The organism is Erythrobacter sp. (genome assembly GCF_011765465.1).
Lineage (GTDB): Bacteria > Pseudomonadota > Alphaproteobacteria > Sphingomonadales > Sphingomonadaceae > Erythrobacter.
On sequence record NZ_CP050265.1, the window covers coordinates 1707329 to 1730743 of the forward strand.

The window sequence follows — 23415 nt, forward strand, 5'->3', positions numbered from 1 at the left end:
AGCGCGCCTAGAGCGGCGTTCGATGACCACGATCGGCTTCCTCGCCTGCGAAACCACCCTCCCCGGCTCCGGCGCGCGCCGCCGCGCCGATGCGTTCGAGCACGACCTCATGGTTGCCGCGCTCGAGCCCGCGCTCGCCGCCCGCGGGCTCGCGATGCGGGTGATCGACTGGGAAGCGCCGCTCGAAGCCTTTGCCGGGCTGGACGCGGTGCTGCTGGGGACCGCGTGGAACTACCAGGACAGGGCCGCGGTTTTTGTCGCCAAGCTCGAGGCGCTGGAAGCGCGCGGCATCGCGGTCCACAACCCGCCCGGCCTTGTGCGCTGGAACATGACCAAGACCTACCTGCGCGAACTGGAAGAGGCAGGCGCGGCGACCATCCCGACCCTGTGGCTGGACGAGGTGACGGGCGAGGACATCCGCGCCGCCTTCGCGCAGTTCGGCTGCGAGAAACTGGTGGTCAAACGCCAGGTCGGCGCGGGCGCGGAAGGGCAGGTGCTGCTCACCGCCGACGAACCGCCCGGCCCCGACTGGCGCTTTGGCCGCCCGGCCATGGTCCAGCCCTTCCTCCCCGCCATAGAAACGCAGGGCGAGGTCAGCTTCGTCTTCGTCGCGGGCGAATTCTCGCACGCCCTAACCAAGCGCGCGGCCAGCGGAGACTACCGCATCCAGTCGATCTACGGCGGGACCGAAAGCCGCCATTACCCGGCCGAAGACGAAGTCGAGGCCGCCCGCTCGGTCCTCGCGGCGATCCCCTTTGCCGCGCCGCTCTATGCCCGGATCGACATGGTGCGCACAGAGGACGGCCTCCTCCTCATGGAAGCCGAACTGATCGAGCCCTATCTCTACCCCGAACAGGGCGAGCGGCTGGGCGAACATATCGCCCGCGCGCTCGCCCGCATGACAGAGCCGGAAGGGAGCCGAGCATGACCGCAACCCGCCTTGAAAGCCGCGCCGTCGTCCGCGTGTCGCCGCGCGACGAGAGCGAAGACGTCCCCGCCTTCCTGCAGGGCCTCCTCACCAACGACGTGAGCGCGGAAAGGCTCGCGCAAGGCCCGGTCTATGCCGCGCTGCTGACCGCGCAGGGCAAGGCGATGTTCGATTTCCTCGTCTGGGCGGATGGGCGGGAGGTGCTGATCGACTGCGAGGAAGCGGTCGCGGACGAACTGGCGAAGCGCCTCGGCCTCTACCGCCTGCGCCGCGCGATCGACATTGCCCGCGACGACACGCTCGCCGTGCACTGGAGCGCGGAGCCGCGCGAAGGCGCCGCCGCCGACCCGCGCCTCGCTGACCTTGGCTGGCGCTGGCTCGCTCCCGCCAATGCGGGCGAGGACAGCGCCGACGAGGCGTGGCTCGCCCACCGCCTGTCGCTCGGCGTGCCCGAGGGTCGCGAGGAAATAGGCGACATCCTGTGGCTCGAAACCAATGCGGTCGAGCTTCACGGGGTGAGCTTCGACAAGGGCTGCTATGTCGGGCAGGAGAACACCGCGCGGATGAACTGGCGGCAGAAGGTCAATCGGCGGCTGGTCGTGGTGGACCTTGCCGCTTCGCAGGAAAAGCGGCGCAAGGCGGCCTATCCCGCGCTCGGCAAGGCGGTCGATCACCTGCGGGTGGACGATCTCGACCCGGCGGCGCTGCCCGACTGGCAGGCGGCAGGAGTGGCCGCCTAGCCGCGCCTCACTCGGTCCGGGCGTAGCGGGCGAGCGAGGCTTCGAGCTGCTCCGCCGCCCGCACCCGCGCCGCATCGCGCGGCAGGCCCAGCGACTTCGCCAGCGCCGCCCCGATCAGCGCATCGCCCATGGCGAGCAGGACAAGGCTAAGCGTCTCGCGGTGGACCTGCATCGCATCGCCCGTATCGCCCGCCTCGTCCGGCGCGATTTCGTCGACGAGATCGTGGATCGTGCTGATGATCGGGTCCAATGCGTCCTCGTTCCCGGTCAGCAGCATCCAGCTTGCGAGCGCCCCCGCCCCTTCGCGGTCGAAGGCATCGAAGGCAAGGTCGACCACTTCGCGCGCATGGCCGAGCCCGGCCCGGCTGGCATGGACCGCTTCGATGATCGTCTCGCACACGGTCCGCGCGAGATGTTCGGCGAGCGCCTTCTGCAGCCCCGCCGCCGAGCCGAAATGATGCAGCAGGTTGGCATGGGTCCGCCCGATCCGCGCGGCGACCGCTTTCAGCGTCACCGCCTGCGGCCCCGCTTCGATCAGCAGCGCGCGCGCCGCCTCGAGCGCGGAACCGCGCGACTCTTCCGGAGTTAACCGTTTGCGGGCGCTCATGCTTTCGGGTTATGCTGCGTCATGGCCTCCTGGGGATTAACGGGGTTTGCGGACATGAACAAGCATACGACCATCGCGCCGGAGAGCGCCGCGGAAACGGGCGTGACGCCCGACGACCACGAACTCACGATCCGCAACGAACGTTTCGACCGCACCGCGCTGGTCCCGCGCCACTGGCATTCGGGCGATCCGGTCGCGACCGCGTGGTACAATTCCGTTTCCGCCAGCCTGCCGCGCGGAGAGGCTTTCTTCATCGACACCCTGCGCGAGTTCCGGGATCAGGTCCCGCCGAAACTCGCGGGCGAGATCAAGGCGTTCTGCGCGCAGGAGATCAACCACACCCGCGAACACGTCGCTTTCAACCGGCTCGTGTCGGACCACGGCTATAACGTCGAATCGATCGACCAGGGCATCCAGGTCATGCTCGCGCTGACCGAGGGCCGCCCGATCGAGTTCAACCTCGCGATCACCATCGCGCTCGAACATTTCGCCGCGATCATCTCGCGCCACCTGCTCGCCTATCCCGAATATCTCGAAGGGGCGGACCCGGTCGCCGCGGAAATCTGGCGCTGGCACGCGACCGAGGAGGTCGAGCACAAGGGGCTGACCTACGACGTCTGGCTCCACGCGACGAAGGACTGGTCGGACTGGAAACGCTGGCGGGTGAAGACGCTGCTCGCGATCCTCATCACGCGCAAATATTTCAAGAACCGCGTGCGCGATGCGCTCGGCCTGTTGGAGCAGGACGGCATCCCGCGCTGGAAGGGGCGGCTGAAGCTCGCGTGGTTCCTGTGGGGGAAGCCCGGCATGATGCGGCGGATGTTTGTCGAATGGGCCGCGATCCTCAAACCCGGCTTTCACCCGTGGCAGCACGACGACCGCGCGCTCATCGCCAAGTGGCAGAGCCCCTATGCCGACGCGGTGATGCCCGCCGAATAGGCGCTCAGGCCGCGCGCTGGGTCTCGCCGCCCGCCGCCCCGTTCAGCAGCAGGCGATATTCCGCCGCCTCGACCTCGTGCCCACGCGCGCAGGAATGGCGCTTGACGACCTGCCCGGTCGGCTCGAAGCCGAGCTTGCGCAGGACCGCGCCCGAGGCCGGGTTGTCGAGGAAGTGCGAGCCGTGGATTTCGCGGACGCCCAGCACGCGCGCGATGGCGAGCACCGCGCGGCCCGCTTCGGTGGCGAAGCCCTGCCCCCAGAACGGGCGCGCGATCCAGTAGCCGAGTTCGACCGGCCCCGTGCGGGAGGTGTCCGACCCTTCGAGCGGACCGAAGCCCGTGCAACCGATCACCGCGCCGTCCGCCGCGCGGGTGACGAGGAAAGTGGGCTCACAGGGATCGAACGGTCGGCTGGCGAATTCGCGCGCCTCCGCCTCGCCATAGGGCCACGGCGCGCGCGCGAGGTTTCGCACCACGCCTTCGTCCGCGATGCCGCCCAACACGCCCTGCCAGTCCTCGGGCCAGATCGGCCGCAGGAGCAGTCTTTCGCTGCGATGAAACACGAGTTCTCCCTTCCTCGCCCCGCGCCGCTGCCGATAGGCCGGGCGCGTGACATTTTGATGGCCGTGAAATCCTGCGATTCCAACGGCTTTGCGGCAGAGGGAGAAATTGCTGCGTGAAAACGAAAAGGGGGAGACGGGTCGGCCCCATCTCCCTCCTGATCGCCGGATATTACCGGCTGGGACCGTCCCGCTGGACGATCCCCTTATTGAATCGCCCGATTATTCGGCCGCTTCGGCCATCGCGTCGACCGACACGTATTTGCGGCCGAGCTTGCCCTTGTGGAATCGCACCACGCCTGCTTCGAGCGCGAAGAGGGTGTGATCCTTACCCATGCCGACGTTCGAGCCGGGATAGAACTTGGTGCCGCGCTGGCGCACGATGATGTTGCCGCCGATCACGTCCTGACCGCCGAACTTCTTGACGCCAAGGCGCCGGCCTTCCGAATCGCGCCCGTTGCGCGACGAGCCGCCTGCTTTCTTGTGTGCCATGAGCCTGTAACCCTTACCTTACTTGTCCTTGCCCGACGCGGCTTCGGCCTGGTCGACCTTGGCGCGCGGCGGCTTGCCGTCGAGGAGTTCCTGCGCCTGAACGGCCCATTCGTCCTTGATCGGGCGATTGCCGAGCTTGAGCTCGTCGTTCCACTTGTTCGCGGTCGCTTCGTCCCAGCCGGCGATGTCTTCCCAGCTGTTGATGCCCGCCGCGCGCAGCTTCTTCTCGATGGTCGGGCCGATGCCCGAAATCAGCGAGAGGTTGCCGGTGTCGAGATCGGACTTGGCCGCAGCCTTGGTTTCCGCCTTGGGAGCGGCGTCCTTCTTGGCCTCGGCCTTGGGCGCGGTGTCCTTCTTCGCAGCGGCCTTCTTGGCCCCGCCGGTGCCGACATCGGTGATCCGCAGCAGGGTCATCTGCTGGCGGTGACCGTTCTTGCGGCGGTAGTTGTGGCGGCGACGCTTCTTGAAGACGACCACCTTTTCGCTCTTCGCCTGGGCGATGATTTCGGCCGAGACGGTCACCTTGGAAGCGTCGGCGAGCGAATCGCCTTCACCGGCCAGCAGGACGTCGCCCAGCGTGATCGTGTCGCCGGCTTCGCCCGCGAGCTTTTCAACGGCAATCTTGTCTCCGGCGGCAACCCGATATTGCTTGCCGCCCGTGCGCACTATCGCGAACATGGCTTTATACTCTCAATCTCGTGCTGTGCCCGATATCGGCGGAAATCCCGGTGGGAAAGCCCCGCGCCAATCAAGCGGCAGTGGGCGCTGCGACGATGCAGCGCCGGAAAGAAGCGTGCCGTTAGGCGAAAGGGCGTGCCAAGTCAACGCCGCTGCCTGCATAAAATGCGCGTGTAGTTGCACGCCTTGCGGCTTTGCGCGCGCGAGGTGTCATGATAACGAGACACGCAGAATATGACACTTTCCCCCCGCCTCCTCGCCGCGCCTTTCGCGGCGCTCATGCTGTCCGCCTGCGCCGGGGGGAGCGGGGACTATCCCTCCCTCGCGATCCGCGATGTCGAACGGCAATACGGGCGCTTCCTGATTACCGAAGGGACGGCCCCGGCTCCGGCCCCCGCGCCAGCCCCGGTCGCACCGGTGGCGGGGCAAGCGGCGATCGCCGCGCTGGTCAGCGACGCGCGCGCCTCTTTCGAGCGGTTCGAGGCCCGCGAGGACGCGGTCGCGCGGCTGGTCGGCGCGGGCCGCGGGCGCTCCATCGACAGCGATGCGCGCGCCGCCGCGCTCACCGCGCTGTCGGACCTTTCCGCCATCCGCAGCGCGACCGCCGTGCCGCTGGGAGATCTCGACTTGCTTGCGGCCGAGGCCGCCACCACCTTCGCACCGACCGACGATATCGACGCCGCACGCGCCCTCGTGCTCGCGCTCGTCGAACGCCAGGACGCGGTGCTGGCCGAACTCTGGGCGGAGATGGACCGATGAACCTGCAATGCGCGACCTGTCCGGTGAAGGAAACCGCGGCCTGCGCCGTGCTCACCCCGGAAGAGCGCGACGCCATGGCCGCCGCCGGGCGGACCCGCACGCTGAAGCGCGGCGAAATGCTGTTCGCCGCGGGGGACGAGGACGCGGCCTGCGCAACGCTGGTGTCGGGCGCGCTCAAGGTCTCGGCGATCGATGCCGAGGGTAACGAGCAGATCCTCGCGCTGGTCCACCCCTCGGGCTTCATCGGGGAATTGTTCGCCCCCTTTGCCCATCACGACGTGGTGGCGCTCACCGAAAGCAAGCTGTGCACCTTCGCGCGCGGCGATTTCGAGCGCGCGATCGACGATCACCCCGCGCTCGCCCGCGCGCTGCTGCGCCGCAGCCAGGAAGACCTGCTGGCGACCCGCGCCCTGCTCGAGCTCACCGGTCATGCCAGCGCCGAGGCGCGGCTCGCCGCGCTGCTGCACGATTTCGCCGCCGCCGCGAGCCAGTCCTCGTGCCACCTCGCCGCCGAATTCGACCTGCCGCTGACGCGCGGGGAAATCGCCAATATGCTCGGCCTGACGATCGAGACGGTCAGCCGCAAGCTCGGCGAACTGGAGGACACGGGCGCGATCCGGCGCAAGGGCAAGCGCGGGATCGAGGTGCTCGATCCCGCGCTGCTGCACGAAATTTCGGGGCGCTGAGGGGGAGAGGTCTAGCGCCCCCCGGCGGGCAGCTCTCACTGCCTGCCGAAACCTTATGAGACGATCGCGGCGATGGTCGCGGCGGTCAGCCCCCAGAACAGCACCAGCACCGGCAGCAGCAGCACCTGCACCGCCGCATCGCGCGGGGCGAGCTTGCCGGTATGCGTCACGATGCCGAAGCTCTCGAACTGGCCGAGCGTGAGCGGCTTGCTGTCATTGCCCTTGAGCCGGGTGAAGATCGCCGGAACGCCGAAGCCCGCGACGATGAACAGCGCGAAGATCGTCATCGGGATCGCAAGGCCCGGATTGCCGAAAGCAAGGGCCGTGACGCCGATGAAGCCGAGATAGCACGCAACCGTACCGCCATAGAGCGCCGTGGGCAGGCCGAAGCTGCGGTCGCGCGCCGGGGCCTTGGCGGCGGGCGCATCGACGATCCGCGCCTCGCCGCGTGCAATGATGTCCTGGACCTGTTTGCTCATCATGTCTCTCCTTCGATGAAGAGAGAATTACGCGTGTAGGGCCAAGCTTCGTTGATCGGGATCAAACAGGGAAATTTTTCCTACCAGCGCGCAAGATCGGCATGGTCCTCAGGCCGCGGTTCGATCCATTGCCATTCGCCGGCGCGCTTCTCGCGCTTCCAGAACCACGCCGCACTCTTGAGGTGGTCCATGCAGAAATCGACCGCTTGAATGGCATCGCGGCGATGGCGCGCGGCCGCCGCGACGCAGACGATAGGCTCGCCCGGATGCATCACGCCGACACGGTGGACCATGGCGAGGCCCATCAGGTCGAAGCGGTCGAAGGCGCGCTCGGCGAGCGCTTCCATGCCCGGCAGGGTGAGCGGTTCGTAATGCGTCAGTTCGAGCGCCTCGACACCGCCCCCGGCGCGGACCTTTCCGATGAAGCTCGCGATCCCGCCCGCATCGGGGCAGGCGGTAGCCAGGGCGTCCACCGCCGCGCCGGGGTCGAACGGCGCGGCATCGAGACGGACCTCGCGCACGCTTCAGCCGCCCGAAACCGGCGGGAGCAGCGCGACCTCGTCCCCGGCGCGGGCCGCAAGCGCGGTCTTGTCCGACAGCACGCGGCCCGCGCAGGCGACATGGACGCGCTCGCCCGCGACCTGCTGCGCAAGGCCGGGTTCGAGCGCGGACAGCAGGCCCGACCAGTCGAGCGGAGCGGAAACGAGGCGCCGCCCCGTCCCAGCCAGTTCCGCCAGCGGGCCGAGAAAGACGAGCGTGACGCTGCCCTCCCCGCTATCGACCGTCCCGTCATCCGCCTGCCGCGTCATCTCATCCGCCCGTCATCGACATATGGCGCGGCAGGTGCGGCTTCGCGCCGCGCTCGTCCATGCGGAAATGGTGCTTTTCGGGCTTGATCGCCATCGCGCGTTCGAGCGCTGCGGCAAGCTCCTCCTCGGGCCTTTCGGAGCGCAGCGCGGCGCGCAGGTCGACCCGCTCCGCCCCGCCGAGGCAGGGGTAGAGCTGGCCCGTCGCGGTGACGCGCAGCCGGTTGCACCCGGCGCAGAAATTGCCCGTGTGCGGCGTGATGAGGCCCAGTCGCCCTCCGGTTTCGGCGATATCGACATAGCGCGCGGGGCCGCCGGTGGCGTGATCGCTGTCCGTCAGCGTCCAGCGCTCCTCCAGCCGCGCGCGCACGTCCGACAGGGGGAGATACTGGTCGAGCCGCTCCTCCTCGACATCGCCCAGCGGCATGACCTCGATCAGCGTGACGTCATGGCCCTGTCCATGCGCCCATTCGATGAGGTCGGGCAGTTCGTCCTCGTTGACGCCCTTGAGCGCCACAGCGTTGAGCTTGACCTTGAGCCCCGCTTCGCGCGCCGCCGCGATCCCCTCGAGCACCTGCGGCAGGGCATCGCGCCGGGTCAGCGCCTCGAACCGCGTGCGGTCGAGCGTGTCGAGCGAAACGTTCACCCGCCGCACCCCGGCCTTCGCCAGCGCCTCGGCATGGGGAGCGAGCTGGGTGCCGTTGGTCGTGAGCGTCAGCTCCTCGAGCCCGTGGCCGAGCCGCCGTCCGAGCATTTCGAACAGGTGCATGATGTCGCGCCGCACCAGCGGTTCGCCCCCGGTGATGCGGATTTTCGTCACCCCGCGCTCGATGAAGCCGCAGGCGAGTTCGTAAAGCTCCTCCAGCCCCAGCACCTCGCGCTTGGGCAGGAAGGTCATGCGCTCGGGCATACAATAGGTGCAGCGAAGGTCGCAGCGGTCGGTGACCGACAGGCGCAGGTAGGTGATCGCGCGGCGGAAGGCGTCGACCAGCGGGCGCGGCTCGTCGTTGACCGCGATCACGTCGCGCCGCCGGGTGAGGCTGTCGATGGTGGTGGCGGGTGCTTCCTCGCTCATGCAAGCGGGATATACTGTCCCGTGATGCCCGGCGCATCTGCCAAATATGCGAGCGTTTCCTTGCGCGCCGCCGCGTCCCCGCCGCCGACCACGTTGACCCGCTCAGGCGCATGGCCGCGGGCAAGGTCGCGCGCGAGCGCCAGCCGCCAGTCGTCGTGGTCGGTCCCCGCGCGCGGCAGGACGATGGCGAGCGCGGTGACGCCCTCGCCCGCCAGCATCGTCTCGGCCTCTTCGAGATGCCGCTCGAAAACAGCCGCGCTCGCGGCGAGCGGCGCCTCGGGCAGGGCCTCGACCGTGAGGACGACCTGCACCGGGCCTAGACCTCGCCCAGCGGACGTTCGCGGTGGAGCGTGATGCCGATGCTCTCCCCGGCCTCGGCAATGGCGAGCTTGACGATCTTGACCGTCACCGCCTCGACGCGCGCATCCTGCACGAACAGCGTCTCGCAGATATGGTCCGCAACCGCCTCGATCAGCTTGAAATGGACGCCTTTTGGCAGGCCATCGGAAGCGGCGAACTTCAGGTCCATGTAGTTCTTGCTGGCATCCAATGGCGTGTCGGGATCGTAGCGGTCGGCGACCTCGTAGCGCGCCTGCACCGTGATGCGCAGCGGCTGCGGCTTGCCGGTTTCTTCCGAATAGATGCCGGTCAGGACATCGACTTCGAGATCGGCGACTTCGAGAGTGAGCGAATCGGTCATTGCGTGCATGAGCGCCCTTAGCCCGGATTGCTCCACCGCGCGAAGATCGCGGTCGGCAGGCGGCGCCGGGGTGCGTCTCCCGCCGGTTCCTCCAGCACCGCAAGGTCGCCGTGCTCGATGGTTCCGGGCAGGTGCGCGAGCGCTTCTTCCATCAGCCCGGCCAATGCGAGGCTGCTCATGCGCACGGCATAGACGGTGAGGAAGAGAAAGCGGCTGTCCGCATCGAGCAGCTTGGCGCAGTCGTGGACGAGGCCCGGCAGCCCTTCCTCAAGCCGCCACGTCTCGTTCTTCGGCCCGCGCCCGAATTTCGGCGGGTCGAGGATGATGCCGTCATAGCGCCGCTGCCGCCGCACCTCGCGCGCGGTGAATTTCGCCGCGTCGTCGACCAGCCAGCGGATGGGGCGGTCCTCCATGCCCGACAGGGCGGCGTTGTCGCGCGCCTGCGCGACCGATTTCTTCGAGGCGTCCACGTGCGTGACGCGCCCGTGGCGCGACAGGGCGAGCGTGCCGAGGCCGGTATAGCCGAACAGGTTGAGCGTTTCGGCCTCGTCCATCCCTGCAAGGCATCCGCGCATCCAGTCCCACACCACCGCCATGTCGGGGAAGAATTGCAGGTGACGGAACGGCGTCGGGCGAGCGGTGAAGCGGACCTCGTTCCATGCGAGTTCCCAGCCCTTTTCCGGCACGCCCTGCGCGAAATCCCAGCGCCCGCCGCCGTCCTCGTCCGAGCCGGGCACGAATTCGCCCGCCGCCTGCCAGTCGGCCCCGGTTTCACCGACAAGGCGCGGTTGCCACAGCGCCTGCGGCTCGGGGCGAATGAAGGCGTGGGGGCCGAAGGCTTCGAGCTTGCGCCCCGCCCCGCTGTCGATCAGGCGGTAGGCATCCCAGCCATGGCATTCCATCACGAGAGGGTCGGGCGCGAGACGCGCCATTACGCCTTCGCTTCGCGCGCCAGCGCGTGTTCGAGCACGAAGTCGCGGGCTGCCTCGTAATCGCCCGAAAGCTCGGTGACGCTTTCTTCGCGCCCGAACAGGTCGCCCACGCGCGGGGGCAGGTTCGGGCGCACGCCGATCGCGCGCTCGACCGCCTCGCGGAACTTGGCCGGGTGCGCGGTGGCGAGCGTCACCATCGGCACGGCAGGGTCGACTTCGCCCGCAGCGGTCGCCTCGCGCGCCGCGCTGAGGCCGACCGCCGTATGCGGATCGATGATCTGCCCTGCCGCCTGGTGCGCCCACTGGATCGCGCGCGCGGTCGCGTCCTGGTCGGCGCTGAGACCGAGGAACAGCCGCGCCGCGCCTTCGGCCTGGGCATTGGTGAGCTGCATCGCACGGGTCTTGGCAAAGCCCGCCATCTGCTGAGCCATCGCCGCCCCGTCGCGCCCGCCGCAGTCGAACAGCAGCCGTTCGAAATTGGAGGAGACCTGGATGTCCATCGAGGGGGTGATGGTGGGCGTCACGCCGCTCGCCGAATAGTCGCCGCGGGTGAGCGCGCGCACGAGGATGTCGTTGACGTTGGTCGCGACCACCAGCCGCTCGACCGGAAGGCCCATGCGCTGCGCGACATAGCCCGCGAAGACGTCGCCGAAATTGCCGGTCGGCACGCTGTAGGCGACGCTGCGGTCGGGTGCGCCCAGCTGGACGGCGGAATAGAAGTAATAGACCACCTGCGCCATCAGCCGCGCCCAGTTGATCGAATTGACCGCGCCGAGCCGCAGCGGTTCGTTCACCGCGGGATCGCCGAACATCCGCTTCACGTGCGCCTGCGCGTCGTCGAAGCTGCCTTCGATGGCGAGGTTATGGACGTTTGGCGCGCGCACGGTCGTCATCTGGCGGCGCTGGACCTCGCTCACCCGGCCCTTGGGGTGGAGCATGAAGATCTCGACCCGCTCCAGCCCCGCGACCGCGCGGATCGCGGCGGAGCCCGTGTCCCCGCTGGTCGCGCCGACGATGGTGAGCCGCTCGCCGCGCCGCTCGAGGAATGTCTCGAACAGCCGCCCGAGCAATTGCAGCGCGACATCCTTGAAGGCGAGCGTGGGACCGTGGAAGAGTTCGAGCAGCCAGTGGCGGTCGTCGAGCTGGACCAGCGGCGTGACGGCAGCGTGGGCGAAGGGCTCGCCGTAGACTTCGCGGCAGATGGCGGTCAGCTCGCTTTCCGAAAGACTGTCGCCGACGAAGGGCTGCATCACCCGCACCGCGACCTGCCAATAGGCGAGCCCGCGCAGATCGCGGATCTCGGCCTCGGTGAACCGCGGCCATTCGCGCGGCAGGTAGAGGCCCCCGTCGCTCGCGAGCCCCGCCAGCGTCACCCCTTCGAAATCGAGCGCGGGCGCGCTCCCCCGTGTGGATACGTATTCCATGGGGTAGTGCGGTTAGCGCCCCGCGTGCCGCGCGGCAATGGCGGGCGGGTTACGCCGTCTCATTTCGCCCCTTCAGCCGGGTGCGAAGCGCGAGCGCGTAAATGACGAGCGCGGTCAGCGCGAAGAAGAACCACTGCCCGGCATAGGCGAGGTGATTGTTGGGAAGGTCCGCAGGATCGGGCGCGGCGAGAGGCGCAAGATCGGCGATTGGCGGGTCGGCAACAAGACGCGGTCCCGGCGCTATCACGCCGCTGACCATCCCTCCCTGCCACTCGGGAGCGGCAAGGTCGCGCGCGAACCCAAGATCGACGGTCACCGCTGCATCGCTGCCCGCCATTTCGCAGGTGACGCGCATGGCCCAGCCCTTGGCCCCGTTGGCAGCGGTTCCGGCGACCGGCTCGCTATCGATCACCTGCTGGCAGTCGATCACGGAGCGGCGGAACCAGACGGCCTCGCCCTTGCCGGCCACTGGGAACGGCACCATTTCCTGGGACTCGCTCGCCGCTTCATAGCGCGCCAGAAGCGCCTCCTTCTCGTCCTTGCGGCCAAGCTGCCAGATGCCGAGGCCGATCATCGTGGCGACGGCGGCGAGGACGAGGATGGTGGGAAGGACGGGCAGGCGTTTCATCGGGCAAGGTGCTCCTCGTATTGGCGATAGAGCAGCGCGGTGCGGTAAAAGCGCAGCGCGAAGATCACGCCGCCCACCGTAATCGGCGCCCAGACCAGCGCCGAGAGCCACAGGGGCGGCCTCAGCAGCGCGTCGATCCCGAGCGCCGCGCCGATCAGAAGCGCCGCCAGCACCATTGTAAACAGACCCGCCAGACGCCCGCCGCGCTCCAGCGCGCCGAGGTCGAGCCCGCACGCCTCGCAGGCGAGCGCGATCCGCGCCGGCGCCTCGAACAGGGTGCGCGCGCCGCAGCGGGGGCACAAACCGAAAAGGGCAGCCCGGCCAAGGCCCGGCTGCCCCTTTTCAGCATCAGGGCCGGAGCCCCGGTCCATCAGTGGTATTCGGCGCCCCAGCCGCCCCAGACATAGACGGCGATGAACAGGAACAGCCACACCACGTCGACGAAGTGCCAGTACCACGCCGCCGCTTCGAAGCCGAAGTGCTGGCGCGGGGTGAAGTGGCCGAGATAGGCGCGATAGAGGCACACGGCGAGGAAGATCGTGCCGACGATCACGTGGAAGCCGTGGAAGCCGGTCGCCATGTAGAACGCGCTCGAATAGGTGTTGCCGCCGAAAGCGAACGGCGCGACCGCGTATTCATAGGCCTGGATAAAGCTGAACAGCACGCCCAGCGCGATGGTCGCCCACAGGCCCTGCTTCAGACCCTTGCGGTCGCCGTGGATAAGCGAGTGGTGCGCCCAGGTCACGGTCGTGCCCGAGCACAGCAGGATCAGCGTGTTGAGCAGCGGCAGCGCGAAGGGATCGAGCACTTCCTCGATCGCCTTGGGCGGCCACACGCCGCCGATCACGTCGGTCAGGGTCGAGGGGAACAGCGAGAAATCGAACCACGCCCAGAACCAGCCGACGAAGAACATGACTTCCGACGCGATGAACAGGATCATGCCGTAGCGCATATGCAGCTGCACCACCGGCGTGTGGTCGCCGCGCTGGGCTTCGACGACGATGTTCTTGAACCACATGAAGAACGTGGCGATGAGGCCCGCAAGCCCGGCCCACATGACAATCGCGGCCATGTTGCCGAACAGGTCGGGATACCAGCTCAGCACCATCCCCGAGGTGAAGGTCAGCGCCGAGAGGGATCCGACCAGCGGCCAGATGTCCGGCTCGAGGATGTGATAGTCGTGGTTTACATTGCCTGCCATTTTTCTCGTTCCCGTCCCTTAGGAATCAGCGGTTGATCGGTTACCGCGCGCGGCCGTTCGTTACGGGCTCTTTCGCGCGATGGAAAGTGTAGCTCAGGGTGATCTGCTCGACGTCCTTCATGAACTCGTCCTGTTCGATCGCCGGGTCGACGTAGAACAGCACGGGCATATGGACTTCCTCGCCCGGCTGCAGCGTCTGTTCGGTGAAGCAAAAGCACTGCACCTTGTTGAAATAGAGCCCGGCCTGCGCGGGTTCGACGTTGAAGGTCGCCGTGCCGGTGATGGGTGTGTCGGAATTGTTGATCGCGGTGTAGGTCGCGATGTCGCGCTCGCCGATGCGGACGGTCTCGGTCACCTGGTCGGGGGCGAAGGTCCACGGCATCCCGCTCGCGGTCGACCCGTCGAAACGGATCGAGATGGTCCGCCCCGAGCCCGCGGCGGCGGCGCGCGCGGCGTCTTCCTCGCTGGCGACCTGCGTCGTGCCGGCAAAGCCCGTCACCCGGCAGAACAGGTCGTAAAGCGGGACCGCGGCATAGCCGAGGCCGAGCATGAACAGTGCGAAAAGCCCGGCATAGATCCCGGTGCGCAGGTTGCGGCGCGATGTGTCGCGGTCGAGGGTCGCCGTGCTCATGTCAGTCTCCCATCCTCACGAGGGTGATGGCGTAGAACAGCACCACGAAGAACAATAGCGTCCCGCCAACCACGAGGTTGCGGCTTTTGCGGCGACGCTTGAATTCCTCTTCCTCCTCCGGGGTCATGCCAGCATTCCGGGACCGATGAGGCCCTGCGCGAACAGCACGCGGTCAGCCACCAGCGCGGCGAACAGGGCGAAGAGGTAGTAGATCGAGAACTTGAAGAGCACCTTCTCCTCGCGCATCGCATCCTCCTCGCGCCGCTCGCGCAGGCCGACGGGAATGGCGAGCAGGGTGAAGAGCACCGAAAGCACGACCGCGACCGAGCCGTAGACCCAGCTCGTCCCGCCGATCGCCCAGGGCGCAATCGCGATGGGGGCGAGCAGGAGCGTGTAGAAGAGGATGTGCTGGCGCGTCGTCTTCTCGCCCGCGACCACGGGCAGCATGGGAATGCCGACCTTGGCGTAGTCCGACTTCACGAACAGCGCGAGCGCCCAGAAATGTGGCGGGGTCCAGAAGAAGATGATCGCGAACAGCAGCACCGGCATGGCGGTGATCTCGCCCGTCACCGCGACCCAGCCGATCAGCGGCGGAAACGCGCCCGCTCCGCCGCCGATGACGATGTTCTGCGGCGTGCGGGGTTTGAGCCACATGGTGTAGACGACCGCGTAATAGACGATCGCCACGGCCAGCGTGGCGGCGGCGAGCCAGCCGATCGCAACGCCCATCAGCACGACCGAGACCGCCGACAGGAACACGCCGAAATCGCGCGCGTCCTCGCGCCGCATCCGGCCTGCGGGCAGCGGGCGCTTGGCGGTGCGCTTCATGCCCTTGTCGATATCGGCTTCCCACCAGTGGTTGAGCGCCGCGGACCCGCCCGCGCCCATCGAGATCGCGAGGATCGCGGTGAAGCCGAGCACCGGGTGGATGCTCCCGGGCGCCGCCAGCAGGCCGCAGATCCCGGTGAAGATCACCAGCGTCATCACGCGCGGCTTGGTCAGCGTGAAGAAGTCACGCCATTCCGCCGGCATCGTCGCGGTGGTGATCGGGTTTGCTGCGTTCTGCATCGTCGTGTTCTCTATTCGAAGGAAGGCGCACCCACCGGCGCGCCCTCCCCCTTGTTTCGCTTTCGAAACGGCCTCGCTGTGAGGCCGCCCCCGTCAGGCGCCGGCCGGCTTTTCGCCCAGCGGACGGTGATCGTGGTAGTTGTGGTGGTCCTCGATCACCGGCAGCGTCTCGAACTGGTGGAACGGCGGCGGGCTCGGCAGCGTCCATTCGAGCGTGGTCGCGCCTTCGCCCCACGGATTGCCCTCGGCACGGCGGCCTGCGGCGAGCGAGTAGACGATGTTCACGAAGAAGAAGATCATCGAGAAGGCCATGATGTAATAGCCGTAGGTGCTCACTTGGTGCCACAGCGTGAAGGCTTCGGTGTAGTCGGGATAGCGCCGCGGCATCCCCTGCATCCCCAGGAAGTGCTGCGGGAAGAAGATCACGTTCACGCCGATGAAGAAGAACCAGAAGTGCAGGTGCGACAGCAGTTCCGAATGCATCCGCCCGCTCATCTTCGGGAACCAGTAGTAGAAGCCCGCGAACATCGAGAACACCGCGCCCATCGACAGCACGTAGTGGAAGTGCGCGACGACGTAGTAGGTGTCGTGCAGGTTGTCGTCGATCCCGCCGTTCGCCAGCACGACGCCGGTGACGCCGCCCACGGTGAACAGGAAGATGAAGCCGAGCGCCCAGACGAGCGGCGACTTGAATTCGAGGCTGCCGCCCCACATCGTCGCCACCCAGCTGAAGATCTTCACGCCCGTCGGGACCGCGATGACCATGGTCGCGGCGGTGAAATACATCTTCGTGTTCACGTCGAGGCCGACGGTGTACATATGGTGCGCCCACACGATGAAGCCGACGACGCCGATCGCGACCATGGCGTAGGCCATGCCGAGATAGCCGAACACGGGCTTGCGGCTGAAGGTCGCGACGATCTGCGAGATCATGCCGAAGCCCGGCAGGATCATGATGTAGACCTCGGGGTGGCCGAAGAACCAGAACAGGTGCTGGTAGAGCACCGGGTCGCCGCCGCCCGCCGGGTCGAAGAAGGTCGTCCCGAAATTGCGGTCGGTCAGCAGCATGGTGATGGCAGCGGCCAGCACCGGCAGCGCGAGCAGCAGCAGGAAGGCCGTGACCAGCACCGACCACACGAACAGCGGCATCTTGTGCAGCGTCATGCCCGGCGCGCGCATATTGAAGATGGTGGTGATGAAGTTGGTCGCACCAAGGATCGAGCCCGCGCCCGCAAGGTGGAGCGAGAAGATCGCGAAATCCACCGCCGGACCGGGGGCGCCGGTGGTCGAAAGCGGCGCATAGACCGTCCAGCCCACGCCCGCGCCGTTGCCCGCGCCGCCCGGCACGAACATCGAGAACAGCAGCGAGAAGAAGCCCGCCACGGTCAGCCAGAACGACACGTTGTTCATGCGCGGGAAGGCCATATCCGGCGCGCCGATCATGAGCGGCACGAACCAGTTGCCGAAGCCGCCGATCATCGCCGGCATCACCATGAAGAACACCATGATGAGGCCGTGCGCGGTGATGAAGACGTTCCACATATGAAGCGCGGTGTTGAGATCCGCGCTGCCACCCATGAACCCGGCCCACCAGGTCAGATACTGAATCCCCGGCTCGGCCAGTTCGAGCCGCATGATGCCCGAAATCGCGCCGCCCACGATGCCCGCGATGATCGCGAAGATCAGGTAGAGCGTGCCGATATCCTTGTGGTTGGTCGACATGAACCAGCGGGCGAAGAAGCCCGGCTTGTGATCGGCGTGATCCGCGTGATCCTCGGTATGGATGTCGAAGCCTTCAGCAGTGGTGGCCATCGTGTCAGTCTCTCGGTCGGTTCGTATTCGGTCTGTTCGGATCGGGCGGGCTTACTCGGCAAGCGCGATTTCGGTCGCTTCCTCGGCCGGAGCCGCGTCCTCGGCGGGCGCTTCCTCGGCGGTCTCTTCGCCGGGCATCGTGCCGCCCTGCGAGGCCACCCATGCCGCGAATTCTTCGGGCGGGAGCGCCTCGATCGCGATCGGCATATAAGCGTGGCGGGTGCCGCACAGCTCGCTGCACTGGCCGTAATAGACGCCCGGCTCCTCGATCGTGAGCAGCTTTTCATTGAGGCGGCCGGGGATCGCGTCCTGCTTGAACCACAGCGACGGGACCGCGAAGGAGTGGATCACGTCCGCGCCGATCGTCTGGATGCGCAGCGGCACGCCCGCGGGCACGACCATGCGGTTGTCGACCGCGAGCTGCGGCGGCTCACCGTTCTTGATGGCGTCCGCATCGCTCAGCATATTCGAGATCACCTCGATCCCGCCGTGGTCGGGATAGGAATAGCCCCAATACCACTGGTAGCCCGTCGCCTTGATCGTGACCGCTTCTTCCGGCGGGGTTTCGTACTGGCGCGCAAGCAGCGTTAGCGAAGGCACCGCGATCACGACGAGGATAGCAGCCGGAACGATCGTCCACACGACCTCGATCATGGTGTTGTGCGTAGTGCGCGAAGGCTCGGGATTGGCGCGGCGGCTGAAGCGCACCACGACATAGAGCAGCAGGCCCAGCACGAAGAGCGAGATCGCGGTGATGACCGGCAGCAGGAACCAGTCGTGCATCCACAGCGCGTATTGGCCGTCCTTGGAATACTGGTCCTGGAAGGTGAGCGACTTGGCCATCGCGCCCGGCTCGCCGCTGTTGGGGTCGGTCGGCATCCCCTTGTCCTTGGTCGGAGCCATCGGGACATAGGCGCCCTCGGCCTCGGGCGGCGTCGTCTCGCTCGCGACGACCTCGCCCTCGGCGGCGCTGGCGGGCGGTTCGCCGAAGACTTCGCCGCTGCCGGGCGCGGCGGTCATTTCGGCAGCGTCCTGCGCGAGGGAAGCGTGCGGCATGAAGACGACGGAAATCGCCGCCAGCAGCGACAGGGTAGCGAGTTTGATAGGGGCGTTCATATGACCCATCGTGATGTGCCTAAATCGTTGTCCAGATCTGATCCCATGTCGCCCCGCCTTTCGGCCCCGTCCAGAGGACCAGTGGGACAACGCGTGCCGACAGCTTTGCCAGCGTTGGCGCACCCCTTAGCCGCGCTTGCCCGGACCCTCAAGCGCTACTAGGGAGATTTTTATGCAAGCTTCCGTGCCGCGCGCGCAAGCCCGCGCAATTCCGCGGGTTTTGCGGCGGCCCACCCCATTTTCGACAGGCCTTTCGAGATGACACAGACCCCCTTTCGCCCCATGACCGAGGACGAGGTGCTCGCCGAATTCCGCGCCTCGGGCGCGCTGCTCGAAGGGCATTTCAAGCTCTCGTCCGGCAGGCACTCCGGCCATTACCTGCAATGCGCGCGCGTGCTGATGAACCCCGCGCGCGCCGCTCGGCTGGCCGAGGCGGTCGTGGCGGGCATCCCGTCGGACGTGATCGAAGCGGTCGACACCGTCGTCTCGCCCGCGATGGGCGGCATCATCATCGGCCACGAGGTCGGCCGGGCGCTGGCGAAGGACGCGCTCTTCCTCGAACGGCCAGAAGGCGCCTTCCACCTGCGGCGCGGCTTCGCGTTGGAGCCGGGCGCAAAAGTGCTGATGGTCGAAGATGTCGTGACGACCGGCCTCTCCAGCCGCGAGGCGATCGAGGCTGTCGCGCGCGAGGGCGGCGAGGTGATCGCCGAATGCGCTCTCATCGACCGCTCGGGCGGCGCGGTCGATCTCGGCGTGCCCTTCTATCCGCTCGCCGCGTTCGATTTCCCCACTTATGCGCCCGAGGACATCCCGCCCGCACTCGGCGCCGTAGCTGTGACCAAGCCGGGTAGCCGCAAGTAACCCGGTCCGATAAGGCAGGCGAGAAATGGCGAGGACACTCCACCCCAACCCCTTGCGGCTCGGCGTGAATATCGATCACGTCGCGACCATCCGCAATGCGCGCGGCGGGGACCACCCGGACCCGGTGCGCGCGGCCGAGATCGTCGCGCGGGTCGGCGGCGACGGCATCACCGCGCACCTGCGCGAAGACCGGCGCCATATCCGCGACGAAGATCTGCGCCGCATCCAGGATGCGACCGACCTGCCGCTGAACCTCGAAATGGCAGCGACCCGCGAAATGCTCGACATCGCGCTGCGTCACAAACCGCACGCGGCCTGCATCGTCCCCGAAAAGCGCGAGGAACGCACCACCGAGGGCGGACTGGACGCGGCGGGACTCCACAACACGCTCGCCCCGATCATCGACGAGCTGAAAGGCGCAGGCATCCGCGTCTCGCTGTTCATCGAACCGGCCGAGCGGCAGCTCGACGCCGCGCTGCGCCTCGGCGCGCCGGTCGTCGAATTCCACACCGGCGAATACGCCCACGCCATTCTCGACGGGGATTCGGCCCGCACCGCGGCGGAATTGAAGCGCATTGCCGACATGGCCGCGCTCGCCGCGAAGAACGGGATCGAGCCGCACGCGGGCCACGGCCTCACCTTCGACAACGTCACGCCCATCGCCGCCATTCCCCAGATCGCCGAGCTCAATATCGGGCATTACCTCATCGGCGAGGCGGTGTTCATCGGCCTCGAAGGCGCCATCCGCCGGATGCGCGAGCTGATGGATGAGGCTCGCTAGTGGCGGGCCGCTCCCCGCACGAGCTTACAGCCGAACAGTCGCGCTGGGCCTTTTTCGGCGCGACGCTGTTCCTCACCGCGGTCGGATTCCTCGGCTATGCCGTGGCCAAAGGCGTGATCCTGCCCTTCGCGATCGGCTGGGTCGTCCTGCAGGTGTTCGGCTATGCCGGATCGCTCTCGCGCGCGAAGGGCGATTTCGCCCACCCCCTGTTCAAGAGCCAGGTGATGATCCATGTCGTCGTCCTGGGCCTGCTCGTCGCGCTGATCCTCAGAGGGCCGCCGGCTTAGTTCGCGTCGATCAGACAGGTCGAAAATCCGCGAATTTTCGCCCGTAGGGTTCACGAAAGGCATTTCCAACATGATCATCGGCCTCGGATCGGACCTGTGCAATATCGAGCGCATCGCGAATTCGCTCGACCGCTTCGGTGAGCGCTTCGAGAACCGCGTCTTTACCGAGACCGAGCGCACCAAGGCCCGCCGCCGGCCCTTCACCGTTGCCGGAACCTACGCCAAACGCTTCGCCGCCAAGGAGGCTTTCTCCAAGGCCGTGGGCACGGGATTCAAGCGCGGCGTCTTCATGAAGGACATCGGCGTCGTCAACGCGCCCTCGGGCGCACCGACCCTCGCGCTGGCGGGCGGGGCGGCGAAGCGACTTGAAGAATTGACGCCGCCGGGCCATGAGGCGCGCATTCATCTTACCCTCACCGACGATCATCCATGGGCCTATGCGCTGGTGCTGATCGAGGCCCTACCGATTTCGACCGGCCAGCCCTGACCTCCCCATCCGAGACGCTCCCGTGACCGACCCAGCGACCGACGACACTTCCAAGCCCGCAGCGCCCGATACGCCCGGCGGCCCAGCGCCCCTGTCCGGCGGCGGCGGCGACGGCGAGCGCGAAGCGCGAGCCGCCTCCTCCTCTTCTGGGGAGGACGCGAACGAGAAGGAAGATGAAAAGGTCAACTGGTTCGCCGAGATACGCGGCCTCGCGCTGATGCTGCTCGCGGTGCTCGCCTTCCACAGCCTGGTCGCAAAGCCGTTCTACATTCCCTCGGCCTCGATGATGCCGACGCTGTGGGTGGGCGACCGGCTGATCGTCTCGAAATATCCCTATGGCTGGTCGTGGGCCTCGGCGAGTTTCCACCTGCTCCCGCGCGGCGAATGGCGCGTGCTTCCCGACACGCCCGAATACGGAGACATCGTCATCCCCGTGCACCCGATCCGCAACGAGGATTACATCAAGCGCGTCGTGGCGCTTCCCGGCGACACGATCGCGGTCGAGGACGGGCGCATCATCCTCAATGGCACGCCGATCCCGCGCGAACAGGTCGCCTCGGTCAAGCTGCCGTTCGAGCCCAATCTCTACTGCGACCGGATGGACGGGCTCGCCACGCCCTGCCTCGATGCCTTCGAGGATTATCGCAGCCCCGACGGCCAGTATTTCGAGCCGCCGACCTTCCGCGAGACGCTGCCGAACGGGGCGACTTACCTCGTGATCGATCATATGCGCGTGCGCTTCGACAACATGGACCCGGTCACCGTGCCCGAGGACAGCGTCTTCGTCATGGGCGACAACCGCGACCATTCCGCCGACAGCCGCGCCAGCATCGCGGACAGCGGGCTGGGCGGCCCGGTGCCGATGGCGAATATCGGCGGACGCGCGGAATTCATCACCTTCAGCCTCGACGGGTCGACGACGTGGAACCCGGCGACATGGTTCTCCAGCCTGCGCGGCGACCGCGCGTGGTCGACCCTGCGCCCGGCCATCGCCGAAGGCACGGCGGTCGGCGAAGCGGCGGAAACGGCGCAGTGAGGCACGGGGGGCGCTGACAGTTCATGGCGAAGAAATTCCTCTACCTCGTCGCGGCGGTGATCGTCCTGTTCCTTGCAGGCGCGATTGCGCTCAACCTGTTCTCGGCCGAGATCACGCGCTTCGTCATGGTTCCGGGCGGCGATTTCGTCGAACAGGAACCGCTCGAGCAGAACGCCTATGAAGACCCCTCGCTGTGGTATTCGCGCCCCGGCATCGGCACCTCGGACCCGGCCCGCTGGCAGCCCGCCTATGCGCCCGAAGGTGAAGTTCCGTCGGGCGTGAGCGAGGAAGCCAAGGCACGCGTGTTGTCGACCGACCAGCCGCCCTTCGCGGTCTTCTTCGTCCACCCGACGAGCTATCGCAGCACCGAGATGTGGAACGCCCCGCTCGAGCCGGGCGAAGACCCCGACGCGCTGGAAGCGGACAGGTTCGCCCGCATCTTCCTGCGCGGCATGGCGAGCCCGTTCAACGCGGCCTCCGAAATCTGGGCGCCGCGCTATCGGCAAGCCACCATGGGCGCTTTCCTCGCCGAGGGGCCGGAGGGCCAGCAGGCGCTCGATGCCGCCTATGCCGACGTGCGCGAGGCGTTCCGCTATTTCCTCGATTCGGTCGATGCGGACACGCCCCTCGTCCTTGCGGGACACTCGCAGGGCGCGCTTCACCTGATGCGCCTGCTGGCCGAGGAGGTGAAAGGCGCGCCCGCCGCCGAGCGGCTGGTCGCGGCCTATGTCATCGGCTGGCCGATCTCGATCGAACACGATCTTCCTGCAATGGGCGTTCCCGCCTGCGCGACCGCGAACCAGACCGGCTGCGTGCTGTCTTGGTCGAGCTTCGCCGAGCCGGCGGACCCTTCGGCGGTGCTCGAAACCTATGCCGCCTCGACGGGTCTCGACGGCGAGGTGCTGGGGTCGAGCGAGATCCTGTGCACCAATCCGCTCACCGGACGCATCGGCGGCTCGGCCCCGGCAACCCGCAATCTCGGCACGCTGAAGCCCGATGAAAGCCTCGCCGACGGAGAGCTTGTTCCCGCCGCCGTGCCCGCGACCTGCGAGGACCGCGGCCTGCTGATGATCGGCCCGCCGCCGGAAATGGGCGCGCTGGTGCTGCCGGGCAACAATTACCACGTCTACGACGTGCCCCTGTTCTGGGCGAACACCAAGGTCGACGTCGCGCGCCGGGTGCAGGCTTTTGCGGGCGCGGGTTCGGGCGGGGACGCGGCGAACTGATTACCGAACACGCCCCCGATTTCTCAGAGGCGCTGCCCGATGGCGGGGCGCTCATCGGCCTTGACTTGGGCACGAAGACCGTGGGAACGGCGACCTGCGATGCTGGCTGGCGCTTCGCCACCAGCGGCAAGACCATCGCGCGCGGCAAGTGGGGGCGCGACCGCGAAACGCTGGCCGCGCTCATCGACGAGCGGCAGGCGAAGGGCATCGTCATCGGCCTGCCGCGCAACATGGACGGCTCCGAAGGCCCGCGCGCACAGGCCGCCCGCGCCTATGCGAGGAACTGCGCCGAAGCCTTCGCGCTGCCGGTCCTGCTGTGGGACGAACGCTGGTCCACCAAAAGCGCCGAGGCCGCGATGATCGGGCAGGACATGAGCCGGCGAAAGCGCGCCGAGCGGATCGATTCCCACGCCGCTGCGGTCATCCTGCAGGGCGCGATCGACCGGCTTGCGGGCGGGGCGTTCTAGCCCTGCGTCA

31 protein-coding genes and 1 pseudogene are annotated in these 23415 nt (G+C 67.5%); 12 read left to right on the forward strand and 20 right to left on the reverse strand.

What is annotated here, in order from left to right; translation table 11 throughout:
* Positions 1–22 precede the first annotated feature (22 nt).
* Positions 23–928 carry a hypothetical protein gene (locus G9473_RS08120; protein WP_291132247.1) on the forward strand — a complete coding sequence of 302 codons (906 nt, stop codon included), beginning with the start codon at positions 23–25 and terminating at the stop codon, positions 926–928.
* Positions 925–1668, forward strand: coding sequence for a folate-binding protein (locus G9473_RS08125; protein WP_291132250.1), 744 nt, complete (start codon positions 925–927; stop codon positions 1666–1668). Before G9473_RS08120 ends, G9473_RS08125 begins: the two co-directional genes overlap by 4 nt.
* 7 nt (positions 1669–1675) lie before the next feature.
* On the opposite strand, the gene G9473_RS08130 is transcribed toward G9473_RS08125, so the two are convergent.
* Positions 1676–2275 (reverse strand): TetR/AcrR family transcriptional regulator, encoded by a 600-nt coding sequence (locus G9473_RS08130; protein WP_291132253.1) that lies wholly within the window; start codon positions 2273–2275, stop codon positions 1676–1678.
* 54 nt (positions 2276–2329) lie between these two features.
* Here G9473_RS08130 and G9473_RS08135 point away from each other — a divergent pair, with 54 nt between their 5' ends.
* Positions 2330–3214, forward strand: coding sequence for a metal-dependent hydrolase (locus tag G9473_RS08135; protein WP_291132255.1), 885 nt, complete (start codon positions 2330–2332; stop codon positions 3212–3214).
* Positions 3215–3218: 4 nt separating this feature from the next.
* Here the strand turns inward: G9473_RS08135 and G9473_RS08140 are convergent, their stop codons facing one another.
* The 3 genes and pseudogenes from G9473_RS08140 to rplU all read right to left on the reverse strand — a co-directional run.
* Positions 3219–3776 carry a GNAT family N-acetyltransferase gene (locus tag G9473_RS08140; protein WP_291132258.1) on the reverse strand — a complete coding sequence of 186 codons (558 nt, stop codon included), beginning with the start codon at positions 3774–3776 and terminating at the stop codon, positions 3219–3221.
* 219 nt (positions 3777–3995) lie between these two features.
* Complete coding sequence (rpmA, locus tag G9473_RS08145; RefSeq protein WP_291132261.1) at positions 3996–4265, reverse strand: 50S ribosomal protein L27; 270 nt, start codon at positions 4263–4265, stop codon at positions 3996–3998.
* Positions 4266–4550: 285 nt separating this feature from the next.
* A pseudogene (rplU, locus tag G9473_RS08150) lies at positions 4551–4943 on the reverse strand (50S ribosomal protein L21); the annotation flags it as partial.
* Between the two features lie 234 nt (positions 4944–5177).
* On the opposite strand from rplU, the gene G9473_RS08155 reads away from it, so the two are divergent.
* Together G9473_RS08155 and G9473_RS08160 are read left to right on the forward strand one after the other, a co-directional pair.
* Entirely contained in the window at positions 5178–5702 is a 525-nt protein-coding gene (locus G9473_RS08155; RefSeq protein ID WP_291132263.1) for a hypothetical protein, read from the forward strand.
* Positions 5699–6388, forward strand: a complete 690-nt coding sequence (locus tag G9473_RS08160) for a Crp/Fnr family transcriptional regulator (protein WP_291132266.1) — start codon at positions 5699–5701, stop codon at positions 6386–6388. Before G9473_RS08155 ends, G9473_RS08160 begins: the two co-directional genes overlap by 4 nt.
* Positions 6389–6441: 53 nt before the next feature.
* Here the strand turns inward: G9473_RS08160 and G9473_RS08165 are convergent, their stop codons facing one another.
* The 16 genes from G9473_RS08165 to coxB form a co-directional block, all read right to left on the reverse strand.
* Positions 6442–6867, reverse strand: coding sequence for a hypothetical protein (locus G9473_RS08165; RefSeq protein WP_291132268.1), 426 nt, complete (start codon positions 6865–6867; stop codon positions 6442–6444).
* A gap of 80 nt (positions 6868–6947) precedes the next feature.
* The gene (locus G9473_RS08170) at positions 6948–7388 is read right to left on the reverse strand and encodes a molybdenum cofactor biosynthesis protein MoaE (RefSeq protein ID WP_291132271.1); all 441 of its coding nucleotides are present in this window, start codon (positions 7386–7388) and stop codon (positions 6948–6950) included.
* A gap of 3 nt (positions 7389–7391) precedes the next feature.
* The gene (locus tag G9473_RS08175) at positions 7392–7676 is read right to left on the reverse strand and encodes a MoaD/ThiS family protein (RefSeq protein ID WP_291132274.1); all 285 of its coding nucleotides are present in this window, start codon (positions 7674–7676) and stop codon (positions 7392–7394) included.
* A gap of 1 nt (position 7677) precedes the next feature.
* Entirely contained in the window at positions 7678–8748 is a 1071-nt protein-coding gene (moaA, locus tag G9473_RS08180; RefSeq protein ID WP_291132276.1) for a GTP 3',8-cyclase MoaA, read from the reverse strand.
* Positions 8745–9059 carry a Rossmann fold domain-containing protein gene (locus tag G9473_RS08185; protein ID WP_291132279.1) on the reverse strand — a complete coding sequence of 105 codons (315 nt, stop codon included), beginning with the start codon at positions 9057–9059 and terminating at the stop codon, positions 8745–8747. Before G9473_RS08185 ends, moaA begins: the two co-directional genes overlap by 4 nt.
* A gap of 5 nt (positions 9060–9064) precedes the next feature.
* Positions 9065–9448, reverse strand: a complete 384-nt coding sequence (locus G9473_RS08190; RefSeq protein ID WP_291132282.1) for a dihydroneopterin aldolase — start codon at positions 9446–9448, stop codon at positions 9065–9067.
* Between the two features lie 17 nt (positions 9449–9465).
* Positions 9466–10380: a class I SAM-dependent methyltransferase gene (locus G9473_RS08195; RefSeq protein WP_291132285.1), complete on the reverse strand. Its 915-nt coding sequence runs from the start codon at positions 10378–10380 to the stop codon at positions 9466–9468.
* A complete protein-coding gene (gene thrC / locus G9473_RS08200) occupies positions 10380–11804 on the reverse strand; it encodes a threonine synthase (RefSeq protein ID WP_291132289.1) in 1425 nt (474 codons plus the stop codon). The genes G9473_RS08195 and thrC overlap by 1 nt, the downstream gene beginning before the upstream one ends.
* 49 nt (positions 11805–11853) lie before the next feature.
* On the reverse strand, positions 11854–12432 hold the full coding sequence (locus G9473_RS08205; protein ID WP_291132292.1) for an SURF1 family cytochrome oxidase biogenesis protein: 579 nt from the start codon (positions 12430–12432) through the stop codon (positions 11854–11856).
* The gene (locus tag G9473_RS08210; RefSeq protein WP_291132295.1) at positions 12429–12803 is read right to left on the reverse strand and encodes a DUF983 domain-containing protein; all 375 of its coding nucleotides are present in this window, start codon (positions 12801–12803) and stop codon (positions 12429–12431) included. Before G9473_RS08210 ends, G9473_RS08205 begins: the two co-directional genes overlap by 4 nt.
* Positions 12803–13633 (reverse strand): cytochrome c oxidase subunit 3, encoded by an 831-nt coding sequence (locus G9473_RS08215; RefSeq protein ID WP_291132298.1) that lies wholly within the window; start codon positions 13631–13633, stop codon positions 12803–12805. Before G9473_RS08215 ends, G9473_RS08210 begins: the two co-directional genes overlap by 1 nt.
* Before the next feature lie 40 nt (positions 13634–13673).
* Complete coding sequence (locus tag G9473_RS08220) at positions 13674–14264, reverse strand: cytochrome c oxidase assembly protein (protein ID WP_291132299.1); 591 nt, start codon at positions 14262–14264, stop codon at positions 13674–13676.
* Position 14265: 1 nt separating this feature from the next.
* Entirely contained in the window at positions 14266–14391 is a 126-nt protein-coding gene (locus G9473_RS08225) for a hypothetical protein (RefSeq protein ID WP_255361268.1), read from the reverse strand.
* Positions 14388–15332: a heme o synthase gene (locus G9473_RS08230; RefSeq protein ID WP_291132306.1), complete on the reverse strand. Its 945-nt coding sequence runs from the start codon at positions 15330–15332 to the stop codon at positions 14388–14390. Before G9473_RS08230 ends, G9473_RS08225 begins: the two co-directional genes overlap by 4 nt.
* A gap of 93 nt (positions 15333–15425) precedes the next feature.
* On the reverse strand, positions 15426–17144 hold the full coding sequence (gene ctaD, locus G9473_RS08235; protein WP_291132309.1) for a cytochrome c oxidase subunit I: 1719 nt from the start codon (positions 17142–17144) through the stop codon (positions 15426–15428).
* A gap of 51 nt (positions 17145–17195) precedes the next feature.
* A complete protein-coding gene (coxB, locus tag G9473_RS08240; protein WP_291132312.1) occupies positions 17196–18260 on the reverse strand; it encodes a cytochrome c oxidase subunit II in 1065 nt (354 codons plus the stop codon).
* Positions 18261–18542: 282 nt separating this feature from the next.
* Here coxB and pyrE point away from each other — a divergent pair, with 282 nt between their 5' ends.
* From pyrE to ruvX, 7 genes are all read left to right on the forward strand, one after another.
* Positions 18543–19121 (forward strand): orotate phosphoribosyltransferase, encoded by a 579-nt coding sequence (pyrE, locus tag G9473_RS08245; RefSeq protein WP_291138337.1) that lies wholly within the window; start codon positions 18543–18545, stop codon positions 19119–19121.
* Between the two features lie 25 nt (positions 19122–19146).
* Positions 19147–19902: a pyridoxine 5'-phosphate synthase gene (locus G9473_RS08250; RefSeq protein ID WP_291132314.1), complete on the forward strand. Its 756-nt coding sequence runs from the start codon at positions 19147–19149 to the stop codon at positions 19900–19902.
* Positions 19902–20189, forward strand: coding sequence for a pyridoxal phosphate biosynthetic protein (locus G9473_RS08255; protein ID WP_291132317.1), 288 nt, complete (start codon positions 19902–19904; stop codon positions 20187–20189). The genes G9473_RS08250 and G9473_RS08255 overlap by 1 nt, the downstream gene beginning before the upstream one ends.
* Positions 20190–20259: 70 nt before the next feature.
* The gene (gene acpS, locus G9473_RS08260; RefSeq protein WP_291132319.1) at positions 20260–20676 is read left to right on the forward strand and encodes a holo-ACP synthase; all 417 of its coding nucleotides are present in this window, start codon (positions 20260–20262) and stop codon (positions 20674–20676) included.
* A 22-nt stretch (positions 20677–20698) separates the two neighbouring features.
* Positions 20699–21712 (forward strand): signal peptidase I, encoded by a 1014-nt coding sequence (gene lepB / locus G9473_RS08265; RefSeq protein WP_291132322.1) that lies wholly within the window; start codon positions 20699–20701, stop codon positions 21710–21712.
* A gap of 23 nt (positions 21713–21735) precedes the next feature.
* Positions 21736–22938, forward strand: coding sequence for a DUF3089 domain-containing protein (locus G9473_RS08270; RefSeq protein ID WP_291132325.1), 1203 nt, complete (start codon positions 21736–21738; stop codon positions 22936–22938).
* The gene (gene ruvX, locus G9473_RS08275) at positions 22935–23405 is read left to right on the forward strand and encodes a Holliday junction resolvase RuvX (RefSeq protein WP_291138340.1); all 471 of its coding nucleotides are present in this window, start codon (positions 22935–22937) and stop codon (positions 23403–23405) included. The genes G9473_RS08270 and ruvX overlap by 4 nt, the downstream gene beginning before the upstream one ends.
* Positions 23406–23415: the final 10 nt, after the last annotated feature.

Excerpts from the sequence above, each read along its gene's own strand:
- G9473_RS08120 (WP_291132247.1), top strand. The coding sequence starts at position 23 with ATGACCACGATCGGCTTCCTCGCCTGCGAAACCACCCTCCCCGGCTCC.
- G9473_RS08125 (WP_291132250.1), top strand. The coding sequence starts at position 925 with ATGACCGCAACCCGCCTTGAAAGCCGCGCCGTCGTCCGCGTGTCGCCG.
- G9473_RS08130 (WP_291132253.1), bottom strand. The coding sequence starts at position 2,275 with ATGAGCGCCCGCAAACGGTTAACTCCGGAAGAGTCGCGCGGTTCCGCG.
- G9473_RS08135 (WP_291132255.1), top strand. The coding sequence starts at position 2,330 with ATGAACAAGCATACGACCATCGCGCCGGAGAGCGCCGCGGAAACGGGC.
- rpmA (WP_291132261.1), bottom strand. The coding sequence starts at position 4,265 with ATGGCACACAAGAAAGCAGGCGGCTCGTCGCGCAACGGGCGCGATTCG.
- G9473_RS08155 (WP_291132263.1), top strand. The coding sequence starts at position 5,178 with ATGACACTTTCCCCCCGCCTCCTCGCCGCGCCTTTCGCGGCGCTCATG.
- G9473_RS08160 (WP_291132266.1), top strand. The coding sequence starts at position 5,699 with ATGAACCTGCAATGCGCGACCTGTCCGGTGAAGGAAACCGCGGCCTGC.
- G9473_RS08165 (WP_291132268.1), bottom strand. The coding sequence starts at position 6,867 with ATGAGCAAACAGGTCCAGGACATCATTGCACGCGGCGAGGCGCGGATC.
- G9473_RS08175 (WP_291132274.1), bottom strand. The coding sequence starts at position 7,676 with ATGACGCGGCAGGCGGATGACGGGACGGTCGATAGCGGGGAGGGCAGC.
- moaA (WP_291132276.1), bottom strand. The coding sequence starts at position 8,748 with ATGAGCGAGGAAGCACCCGCCACCACCATCGACAGCCTCACCCGGCGG.
- G9473_RS08190 (WP_291132282.1), bottom strand. The coding sequence starts at position 9,448 with ATGACCGATTCGCTCACTCTCGAAGTCGCCGATCTCGAAGTCGATGTC.
- G9473_RS08195 (WP_291132285.1), bottom strand. The coding sequence starts at position 10,380 with ATGGCGCGTCTCGCGCCCGACCCTCTCGTGATGGAATGCCATGGCTGG.
- thrC (WP_291132289.1), bottom strand. The coding sequence starts at position 11,804 with ATGGAATACGTATCCACACGGGGGAGCGCGCCCGCGCTCGATTTCGAA.
- G9473_RS08205 (WP_291132292.1), bottom strand. The coding sequence starts at position 12,432 with ATGAAACGCCTGCCCGTCCTTCCCACCATCCTCGTCCTCGCCGCCGTC.
- G9473_RS08210 (WP_291132295.1), bottom strand. The coding sequence starts at position 12,803 with ATGGACCGGGGCTCCGGCCCTGATGCTGAAAAGGGGCAGCCGGGCCTT.
- G9473_RS08215 (WP_291132298.1), bottom strand. The coding sequence starts at position 13,633 with ATGGCAGGCAATGTAAACCACGACTATCACATCCTCGAGCCGGACATC.
- G9473_RS08220 (WP_291132299.1), bottom strand. The coding sequence starts at position 14,264 with ATGAGCACGGCGACCCTCGACCGCGACACATCGCGCCGCAACCTGCGC.
- G9473_RS08225 (WP_255361268.1), bottom strand. The coding sequence starts at position 14,391 with ATGACCCCGGAGGAGGAAGAGGAATTCAAGCGTCGCCGCAAAAGCCGC.
- G9473_RS08230 (WP_291132306.1), bottom strand. The coding sequence starts at position 15,332 with ATGCAGAACGCAGCAAACCCGATCACCACCGCGACGATGCCGGCGGAA.
- ctaD (WP_291132309.1), bottom strand. The coding sequence starts at position 17,144 with ATGGCCACCACTGCTGAAGGCTTCGACATCCATACCGAGGATCACGCG.
- coxB (WP_291132312.1), bottom strand. The coding sequence starts at position 18,260 with ATGAACGCCCCTATCAAACTCGCTACCCTGTCGCTGCTGGCGGCGATT.
- pyrE (WP_291138337.1), top strand. The coding sequence starts at position 18,543 with ATGACCGAGGACGAGGTGCTCGCCGAATTCCGCGCCTCGGGCGCGCTG.
- G9473_RS08250 (WP_291132314.1), top strand. The coding sequence starts at position 19,147 with ATGGCGAGGACACTCCACCCCAACCCCTTGCGGCTCGGCGTGAATATC.
- acpS (WP_291132319.1), top strand. The coding sequence starts at position 20,260 with ATGATCATCGGCCTCGGATCGGACCTGTGCAATATCGAGCGCATCGCG.
- G9473_RS08270 (WP_291132325.1), top strand. The coding sequence starts at position 21,736 with ATGGCGAAGAAATTCCTCTACCTCGTCGCGGCGGTGATCGTCCTGTTC.